This is a genomic window from Roseovarius aestuarii, from assembly GCF_019966515.1.
Lineage (GTDB): Bacteria > Pseudomonadota > Alphaproteobacteria > Rhodobacterales > Rhodobacteraceae > Roseovarius > Roseovarius aestuarii.
The window spans coordinates 21810-31345 of sequence record NZ_JAIMIB010000028.1; the positions used below are offsets into that span (position 1 = coordinate 21810).

9 protein-coding genes are annotated in these 9536 nt (G+C 59.8%); 2 read left to right on the forward strand and 7 right to left on the reverse strand.

The genetic code is table 11. The features are described from left to right. Nucleotides 1-9: 9 nt before the first annotated feature. From LC334_RS21325 to LC334_RS21335, 3 genes are all read right to left on the reverse strand, one after another. Nucleotides 10-1959, reverse strand: a complete 1950-nt coding sequence (locus LC334_RS21325) for a peptidoglycan -binding protein (protein WP_085802421.1) — start codon at nt 1957-1959, stop codon at nt 10-12. Between the two features lie 3 nt (nt 1960-1962). Next, the gene (locus tag LC334_RS21330) at nt 1963-3150 is read right to left on the reverse strand and encodes a biopolymer transporter ExbB (protein WP_085802420.1); all 1188 of its coding nucleotides are present in this window, start codon (nt 3148-3150) and stop codon (nt 1963-1965) included. Nucleotides 3151-3218: 68 nt separating this feature from the next. Beyond that, nucleotides 3219-3749, reverse strand: coding sequence for a gamma-glutamylcyclotransferase (locus LC334_RS21335; RefSeq protein ID WP_085802419.1), 531 nt, complete (start codon nt 3747-3749; stop codon nt 3219-3221). 69 nt (nt 3750-3818) lie between these two features. Between LC334_RS21335 and LC334_RS21340 the strand changes: the two genes are divergently transcribed. Next, nucleotides 3819-4823: a DUF2125 domain-containing protein gene (locus LC334_RS21340; RefSeq protein ID WP_085802418.1), complete on the forward strand. Its 1005-nt coding sequence runs from the start codon at nt 3819-3821 to the stop codon at nt 4821-4823. Between the two features lie 293 nt (nt 4824-5116). Here LC334_RS21340 and LC334_RS21345 read toward each other — a convergent pair whose 3' ends face one another. From LC334_RS21345 to rpsD, 4 genes are all read right to left on the reverse strand, one after another. Then, the gene (locus LC334_RS21345) at nt 5117-5716 is read right to left on the reverse strand and encodes an extensin-like domain-containing protein (RefSeq protein ID WP_085802416.1); all 600 of its coding nucleotides are present in this window, start codon (nt 5714-5716) and stop codon (nt 5117-5119) included. 3 nt (nt 5717-5719) lie between these two features. Continuing rightward, nucleotides 5720-6634: a prephenate/arogenate dehydrogenase family protein gene (locus tag LC334_RS21350; protein WP_085802415.1), complete on the reverse strand. Its 915-nt coding sequence runs from the start codon at nt 6632-6634 to the stop codon at nt 5720-5722. Continuing rightward, complete coding sequence (gene hisC, locus LC334_RS21355) at nt 6631-7716, reverse strand: histidinol-phosphate transaminase (protein WP_085802414.1); 1086 nt, start codon at nt 7714-7716, stop codon at nt 6631-6633. Before hisC ends, LC334_RS21350 begins: the two co-directional genes overlap by 4 nt. 111 nt (nt 7717-7827) lie before the next feature. Next, the gene (gene rpsD / locus LC334_RS21360) at nt 7828-8448 is read right to left on the reverse strand and encodes a 30S ribosomal protein S4 (RefSeq protein ID WP_085802413.1); all 621 of its coding nucleotides are present in this window, start codon (nt 8446-8448) and stop codon (nt 7828-7830) included. 431 nt (nt 8449-8879) lie between these two features. On the opposite strand from rpsD, the gene LC334_RS21365 reads away from it, so the two are divergent. Further along, nucleotides 8880-9431: an SPFH domain-containing protein gene (locus LC334_RS21365; RefSeq protein WP_139836548.1), complete on the forward strand. Its 552-nt coding sequence runs from the start codon at nt 8880-8882 to the stop codon at nt 9429-9431. Nucleotides 9432-9536: the final 105 nt, after the last annotated feature.

A 9536-nucleotide genomic window follows, 5' to 3' on the forward strand; every position in this document is an offset into this window, starting at 1 on the left:
CAATTATGATTATTTTCCCGTGAACTTCAGTTCAATCCGCCGGTTCTGCGCCCGTGCCTCATCTGAATCTGCTGGGTTTATGGGTTGATACTGTCCGAAGCCGTTGGCCGACAGGCGATCCGGCGGCATGCCCAGGACGTCAATCATGTACCGCACTACCGAAAGCGCGCGTGCCTGGCTTAGCTCCCAATTGTCCCGGAAGCGGGCATTCACACCCACCGGCACGTCATCAGTATGCCCATCCACCTGCAGCACCCAGTCGATTTCCTGGGGGATTTCATTCGCCACATTGCCAAGAATATCGGTGACCTTGGCGATCTCGATCTGTCCCTCGGACGACAGGCGTGCCTCTCCGGGCGGAAACAGAACTTCAGAGGAAAAGACGAACCTGTCGCCCACGATCCGCACGCCTTCCTGCGCGCCCAGTACATCGCGCAGACGCCCGAAGAACTCGGACCGGTAGCGCTCAAGATCCTGCTTCTCGGCCTCCAGCAGCCTGAGCCGTTCTTCCTGGAGCAGCCGCTTTTCCTCTTCCAGCTCGCGCGCGCGCCGCTCTTCGGCAGCCACCCGTGCCAGCGCGGTATTCAGGTCACGCCCCAGGGTCTGCAACTGGATATCCGCTGCGGCCTCGCGCGCCTTGGCATCGTCCAGCAATCCCTGCAACCCCGACAACTGCTCGCGTAGCGCCGCCACCTGGCGGTTCAGAAGCGCCTGCTGGCGCTGTGCTTCGGTTGCAATCTCCTGCTGGTCAGAAAGTTCCGCCTGCGTCTGCGCCAGCAGCGCGGCGCGCTCCTCAGCCCTGGTCAGATTGGCCCCGGCCTCACTCTCCGCGGCCAGTTTCGCCGCCAGTGCCGCCGCCAGTTGCTTGCGGACCTCTTCAGCGTCCAAGGCCTCCGCCTGCACCGATTGTTGGGCAGCAAGGGCTTCGGCCAGACGTTTCTGTGTCGCTTTCAACTCGGCCTGCGAGGCCGTCAATGACGCGTCAAGCTCGGCGATCCGCACTTCATTTGCCGCCGCTTGGTCAGCAGCAGCCGTATCATTTGCGACCGCCTCTGCCTCAAGCGCGCTCAGCCGTCCGCGCAGTTCGGTAAGTTCAGATTCGCGCAGATTCAGCGCATCCTGCGCCGCAATCAGGGAGGTCTGCGCGCCTTCCTGAGCCAGCAGTGCCGCAGCAAGTTGAATATCCAGATCGTCGCCCGCCGTCCGGGCCGCCGCCAGCATGGCCAGGGTCTCTTCGGCCTGACGCCGTTGTTCCTCCAGCGCCAGCGTCATTGCGGTCAGCTCCGCCTCGGCGCTCTGCAGCTTTTCGCGCAGGGCCTGAGCCGCTGCCGCCTCGGCCAGCCGGGTCTTTTCTGCTTCACTCAACTCCGCCTCAAGCGCGGCGACCTGTCCGCCAAGTGCCTCCTGCGTCTCAGTGTTGCGGCGGCGCAGATCGGCTACCAGCGCGTCAAGCGCCGCCCGCCGCGCAGCTGACAGCCGCGCCGCTTCGGCCTGGGCATCGACTTCGTCGCGTAAACCGGCCAATGCCAGTTGCAGCGCCTCCCTCTCGGAGATCAACGCGTCGCGTGCCCCTTCAAGGTCTGCTATCTGGCCAATTGACTTATCGCGTTGAGCCAGAAGCCCGGCCACCTGTTCTTCGAAAGAGGCGATCTGAGCCGCCTGCGCTTCTTCCTGCTGGCGCGCCGCGCTTAGCGTCGCCGTCAACTCGCCAACGCGGGTTTCAAACGAAGCGCTACGATCCTGCTCTAGCCCCAACGCCTGCGCCAGCGCCGCAACCTCAGCAGAGAGTGCGTCCAGCTTTGACTCCTGCCCACTGATGGTTTCGCGCAGCACGAACTGCACCACCATGAAGATGGTCAGCACGAACATCAGAACCAGCAGAAGGCCCGTCATAGCATCTACGAAACCGGGCCAAATCGACGCCTGAAACCGCGCACCGGTACGCCGCGAGAGGGCCATTGCCTAGCCCTCCCCCGACCCGCTGTTGCCGCCTCGGGTCTGTTCCAGTACGCGCGTCAGCGCCGCCAGATCGGTGCGCAACTCGGTCATGCTTTCCTGGCGTCCGGCGCTGATTTCTTCGAGAATGCGCAACATCTGCACGTCGATCGAGCGCAACCGCATCCGGCTTTCGGCATCAATTCCTTCGTCGCCACGCTCGACCAGTTTCTCGATCAGCCGCTCCTGACTTTCGGCCAGACGCAACAGTGCCGTATCGCCTGTATTGCCATCTGCCTGCGTCTCCAGCTTCTCGGTCAAACGTCCGATGGAATCCGCCAGGACACCCAGTTTGTCGTCGATCATCGACCGGCTGACATCCGACTGCGTTATCACCATTTGCAGCGATTCCATCTGCTCGGCCATGTGATCGACAACATTTACCAGCATGTGCTGTTCCAGGCTGCCTTCGCCATCGCCCGCGGTAAACCCGACCCGCGTAATGGTCGACATCCATTCCTCAAGCTCGCGGTAAAACCGGTTCTGCCCGTGCCCTGCAAAAAGCTCCAGCAGGCCGACGACAAGCGAGCCGGCAAGTCCCAGCAGTGACGAGGCAAAGGCGACGCCCATGCCGCCAAGCTGCGCCTCAAGCCCGGTCATCAGGCGGTTGAAGACCTCGACACCGCCTTCGCCCTCTTGCGGGGCAAGCGAGCGGATGGTGTCGACAACAGCCGGAACCGTGGTGGCCAGGCCGTAGAACGTGCCCAAAAGGCCAAGAAAAATCAGCATGTTGACGATATATCGCGTGATTTCGCGCGCCTCGTCGATCCGCTGTGCAACCGAATCCAGGATCGAGCGTGCGGAGGTTGATGCAACCTGCATGCGCTTGCCGCGCTGACCCAGCAACGCCGCAAGCGGCGCCAGCAATAGCGGTGCCTTTATAAACTGATGCCCCGGGCGTTGCGCGGCAAAGCCTTCGATCCAGCGAACCGAGCCGATCAGCTGGAACACCTGCCAAAAACAAGCCAGAACCCCAATCACGAAGACAAAGATGATAAATCCGTTCAGCCACGGGTTGGCCTGGAAAACGGGCAGCACCCGTGGCAGGGCCAGAAACGCACCCGCCCCAGTGAGGCCCAGAACCACCAGCATCAAGATGATCTGGCGGACGGGATGTGAAAACTGCGGCTCGACCTCGCGGTCCGGCTGGTCCATCTGGACGCTCCCGACACTGGTTCTTGTTGGTCCGCACCCTACCGGCATGCGACAATCAAGCCAAGGATTTATGCGCGTAGGGCACGCACCCGGGCGGTCAGCCACTCAAGGTCGTTGTCATGAATGCCAAGCTCGCTCAGATGTGCGGCGGTATTGTAGAGATATTCGTCATTCGGCCCGCGCCCGCCCGTCGCCTGCGATATGATCCGCGCCTGCTCCTCCAGCGCCAAGCCGCCGCAATATTGCACATGATGGGGATCGACCACATAGGTCACCGCCTCGACATGGCGGCCATCGGCCAGCCGGATTTCCAGATGTTTCTCAAGATAGGCCGAGGAGATCAGCTCGCGCTCGCGCAGATAGTCAAGCGTGGCGTCCTCGGCCCCGTCGGCAACGGCCAGCGCAACCCCTAGGCAGGTCGAATGCGCGTCCTCGTCCAAGGCCAGCACCAGGCCGGGGTTTTCATCGGTGCCACGGTGGTGAATGGATCGCATACAGAAACTGCGATGATATCCGGGCAGCGTGGCGATGACCTTTTCACGCAGGTCGAAACCGGGGTTCCACACCAGCGAGCCATAGCCGAAAACCCACATTGTCATATCGTTGTTCCTCGTGCTTTTTACCCTATAAACACCAAAGCCAACGGGCATGAAAGGGGCTCTGTAAACATGAGATTTCTGCTGACGCTTATCTTGCTGGCCGCGATTGGTTGGTCGGGTTATTGGCTGGTCGGGTCAGAGGGGTCGAAACGTGGCTTCGAGAGCTGGTTTGACGCGCGGCGCACCGAAGGATGGGCCGCGGATTACGGCGATCTAAGTGTTCAGGGTTTTCCCAACCGGTTTGATGCAAGTTTCACCGATCTGTCGCTGGCCGACCCGAATACCGGGCTGGCCTGGCAGGCGCCGTTTTTCCAGATCCTCGCTCTGAGCTATCAGCCCAACCACGTCATCGCGGTCTGGCCAAAACAGCAAATGATCGCAACACCGCTGGGCAAGTATCGTCTGCGCAGCCAAGACATGCGCGCCAGCCTGGTGCTGGAACCCGATCCGCAGCTTGCGCTGACACGCACCACCCTGACGGCCGACAAGCTGGTCGTCACCCCATCTGACACTCCGGACCCGAGCAGTATTGAAGCGCTCGCGCTTGCCGTCGAACGGATTGAGGACACGGAGGCCACCTATCGTCTTGGTCTCTCGGCAGACGGGCTGAAGCCTTCGACCCCCTGGGTCCAGCGGATTGATCCGGGTGGCACATTGCCCGACACGTTTGAAGCGCTGAGCGCCGACCTGACCGTCACATTCGACAAGCCTTGGAACCGGTCCGCGATCGAGATTGCCCGTCCGCAACCACGCCAGATCCACCTGAAGCTGGCGCAGGCCCGCTGGGGTCAGCTTGATCTGCAACTGGCCGGAGAACTGACGGTGGGCGATGGCGGGCAGCCCCGGGGCCAGATCACCGTCAAGGCGAAGAACTGGCGCGAGATCCTGCAGCTCGCGGTCAGCTCGGGTGCCATTCCTGCGAGCCTTGGTGACACGCTGGAAGATGCGCTTGGACTTGTCGCCAGCCTGTCGGGCAGCGCCAAGACGCTGGATATTCCGCTGGATTTCCGCAACGGTCGAATGCTCCTCGGACCGGTGCCCATCGGCCCGGCACCGGTGCTGGTAATCCGCTAGTAAATCCGAAGTACATTGAAAAGTGATTTGATCAGATGATGGCCTTGAGCTGCCATTCGAGTGCCAACCGCGCGCGGAATCAAGGCCCGCAGGGCCGCCGCGCGATTGCCAGACCGCCCGCAAGGGATGGCGATTTGGAGAGGTTGTGCAACGTTCTTATCTTTCAATGACTTGGCTGTGATAAAGCGCATTCCACAAAGGTCTGGTCACCACCCCGCGGTCTGGCAATCGCGCGGCTCAGTATTTCAAAGGCACAAGGTCCGCTTTAGGCCAAATGCTGCACCGCAAATAGTTTATCTGCAATACGACCCGCCACGATGCCGCGCTGTATCAAAATGGAAATGATCGCGATGGTGCCGATCAGAATTCGGGCCCAAAACCGTGCCGAACTTACCACAGGCGCTCCGGTGCATCTTCTTCAGGATGCGCCCTTTTTTACCGCTGCCCCAATGTTTCAACACTGAGATCTTGCTGCCGTCACGCAGCGTAAAGGCGGAAATATCAATCGCTCGCCCCTTGCCATGTTCCGATATCCTGGCGCCCTTGCGGCTGTTGCGCGTCCGGCAGGCATAGTGCGCGGCAACCTGCAGGCGCACGACACCGCCGCCCTGCTTGCCGACCGCTGGCTTCATACCGCCATTGATCCAGGATTTCAGCGTCTTGGCGGTCCGGCAATCCATCACCGATTGCTGGCTCAGCGCCACACCTCCGATTGCACTGATCTGGACGGCATTGTCCAGACCGCAGCCTCTGATCTTGCCCGGTACCCGGCCAACCGACATGCCCTGAATGGCCGGATCGCCGCAGACCGCGCCGCGCGTCGGCGTGCCCGGCGCATGGCTTGAGGAAGAACAGGACGCAAGAACCAGAGTGATCAGCACCAACAAACGCATCGGTCAAACCTTTCCACGGCCAAAATCGGGGGCATCGGTATCCTGACCCGCATCGATGATACCTTTACGGATCGCGCGGGTCCGGGTGAAATACTCATGCAAGTGATCGCCATCGCCATCGCGAATGGCTTTTTGCAGGGCAAACAACTCCTCGGTGAACCGACCCAGAATTTCCAGCGTCGCATCCTTGTTCGACAGAAACACATCGCGCCACATGGTTGGGTCACTGGCGGCGATCCGCGTAAAATCGCGAAATCCTGCGGCGGAATATTTGATCACCTCGCTGTCTGTTACCCGGCGAATGTCATCAGCGACCCCCACCATCGTGTAGGCAATCAGATGGGGTGCGTGGCTGGTGACGGCACAGACCAGATCATGGTGATCCGCGTCCATCTCATCGGTTTTCGATCCCAGGGCGTGCCACAGGCTTTCAAGCCGGTTTACAGCGGCACGATCGCTGCCGGTGACGGGCACAATCAGGCAGTATTTATTGTCGAACAGTTCGGCAAACCCCGAGGTGGGGCCGGAATGTTCGGTCCCGGCCATCGGGTGAGCGGGCACGAAATGCACGCCTTGGGGCAGATGCGGCGCAACTGCGCTGATCACGGCTTTCTTGACCGATCCGACATCACTGACCGTAGCGCCGGGTTTCAGCGCCGGGGCGATCTCTTGCGCCACCGCGCCCATGGCGCCCACTGGCACACAAAGCACCACCAGATCGGCGCCGTCGACGGCCTCGGCGGCGCTGTCGCACACGCGATCACACAACCCGATCTCACGGGCCGTTTCGCGGGTCTCGGCCGAGCGCGCATAACCGGTCACTTCGCCCGCCAGCCCGCCACGTTTCATCGCCCAGAACATGGACGAAGCTATCAGGCCCAGCCCGATCAGCGCCACGCGGCCGTAGATCACGCTCATACCTCATCCCCCATGAACTGACCAACAGCGTGGGCAACGCGGCGGCAGCTTGGTTCGTCGCCCACGGTGATACGCAAGCAGTTGGGCAGGTTGTAGCCCGCCACCTTGCGCACGATCAGCCCCTGAGATTTCAGATGCGCGTCGCAGGCTTCGGCCTCGGCCTGATCCGCGAAACGCGCGAGGATGAAGTTGGCAAGCGATGTGTCGGATACGACCCCATGGCCGGCAAGCGCCTCGGCCAGCCAATGGCGCATACGTGTGTTCTCGTTGCGGCATTTATCCGCCCAGGCGGTATCGCGCACGGCGGCTTCGGCGGCAGCCAGCGCCGCGTTCGAGAGGTTGAACGGCCCCCGCATCCGGTTGAGGACATCAACCACATGTTGTGGCCCGTATCCCCAGCCTACGCGCAAACCACCCAGACCATAGAGTTTGGAAAAGGTGCGCGTCATCACGACGTTCTGGCGGCTATCCACCAGCCCTGCCCCGCCATCATAGCCTTCGACATATTCCGCATAGGCCCCGTCAATCACCAGCAGCGCCTGCGGCGGCAGACCGTCTGCCAGACGCGCCATCTCGGCCTCGCCAATCATCGTGCCGGTGGGGTTGTTGGGGTTGGCGATGAAGACCAGACGGGTCGCGTCGTTACAGGCCGACAGGATCGCATCCACATCGGTAACGCGGCCCCTCTCGGGCACTTCAACCGGCGTACCGCCATTGGCCAGCGTCGAAATCCGGTACATGGCAAAGCCGTGCTCGGTGTGGATCACCTCGTCACCCGGACCGGCATAGGCCTGACACAGAAAAGCGATAATCTCGTCGCTACCCACACCGCATACAACCCTCGCAGGATCAACGCCCTGCACCTCGCCAATCGCCTCGCGCAACGCTGCGTGATCAGTCGACGGATAGCGGTGTAGATCGAACGCCACTTTGCGGAAGGCTTCTTTTACCGCGTCAGACGGCCCAAAGGGGTTCTCGTTCGAGCTGAGCTTGACCACGTTGCTGACGCCGTCAATATGCGCCGCACCACCCTGGTACAGTTCGATATCCATGATGCCCGGCTGGGGCGTGATGACAGTCATTAATCGGCCTCCCGTGGCGTTTTCTAGCGATGGCGTCTGGACTTGACCAGCACCAAACGAAAAGGGCCGCGGCGGTTTCCCGTCGCGGCCCCTGGCAGAATGTGGCTAAGCTTAGTTCTGCGCGTAGAATTCGATGACGAGGTTCGGTTCCATCATCACCGGATAGGGCACGTCGCTCAGACCCGGAGTGCGGACGAAAGTTGCAACCATCTTCGAATGATCGGCGTCGATGTAGTCAGGCACGTCACGCTCGGCCAGTTGCGTGGCTTCAAGCAGAACTGCCATTTGCTTCGAGCGGTCGCGCACTTCGATCACGTCACCCTCTTTCACGCGGTAGGAGGGGATATTGACCTTCTTGCCATTCACACGGACATGGCCGTGGTTCACGAACTGACGTGCGGCAAACATGGTGGCGACGAATTTGGCGCGGTAGACAACCGCATCTAGACGACGCTCGAGCAGGCCAATCAGGTTCTCGCCGGTATCACCTTTTACCCGGGCGGCTTCGGCATAGACGCGCTTGAACTGCTTCTCGGTCAGGTCACCGTAGTAGCCTTTCAGCTTCTGCTTGGCGCGCAGCTGCAGACCGAAGTCGCTGATTTTGCCCTTGCGGCGCTGACCATGCTGGCCGGGGCCATATTCACGACGGTTGACCGGGGATTTCGGACGACCCCAGATGTTTTCGCCCATCCGGCGGTCGATTTTGTACTTGGCAGACGTGCGTTTTGTCACGGCTGATCTCCTTCTTTAGTGGCATTGCAGCTTTTTCCGAAAACCGGTTCCCACTTTTCGGGCTGCAATCGCGCCTGCGATATGAATGACCCTTGGGTGATCCCCTGTTCCGGTCAAACCGCAACATATGAAGGGCGTTGTCCTCTGGATTTTTCCTGACAGGCATCCCCTCGCGGGGGCCACCAACACCAATGAATGCACGCTTATACTGCACTGCAGCACAGTGTCAACACACTTGATTCAGTCGGGCAAAGTGAATTGACAGGGAGATGCTATCTCAGCGTCCGTTTTGAGCCCAAAGCAGAAATTGGTCGGTAGCTTAGGCGAGATGGAAATTCATCTAATTTGGCCTTTCGACATTGCGGCTGCTTCCCCTCTGTGCTGCATAGAGAGCAATTTCTGAGAAAGAGAAACTGCGGGAGTATAAGGTTTTGCGCATTCTTGTCTTGATGGCGGTATTGACGGCGCTTCCATTGTTTGCTGCGGCGCAAACAGCATCTGATAAATGCGGTTTCTTCGTTGTTCACCCAGAGAATGAAGCTCTTGTTTTTGATAGAAGCGGAAACATAAAACGCAAGGTAGGTCCCGGACTACACAGTTGCGTGCCCTTCCTTGACACTGTTTCGATCGAAAACACTTTTTCAACACGGAACGAGGAGGTTGAGAGCTCATGGTTTGATGGCGGATGCATAGTCAAAATATCAGTTTACTGGCGTATTTCCGATTTGGAAAAGTTCCATATCATAGGTCGAGAGGCAGTTGTTGTCCCCAGAGTTCGAAAGGCGGCATTGAACGCTCTTGACTATGCAGAGGCTCGTTTTGCAAAGATATCCTTCATCGAATTTGCAGAAATTTCTGAATTCGAGATAAGGGCAATTCCACAACGCATAGATGCTGCGCTTCGTCAAGAAGCCCCAGCATTCGAGGAACTTGGAGTGTGGTTTCGCTCTGGTGCAGGCATTGAAATATGCGCGCAACAATAATTGGGCGTTCGAATTAAAAGGCTCCTTTGTCTAAGATTTTTTGATGCGGGCCAAGGTGTTAGGGTTGTGCGGGGCGGGATGGCCCGCGTTGACAAATCTGACAAG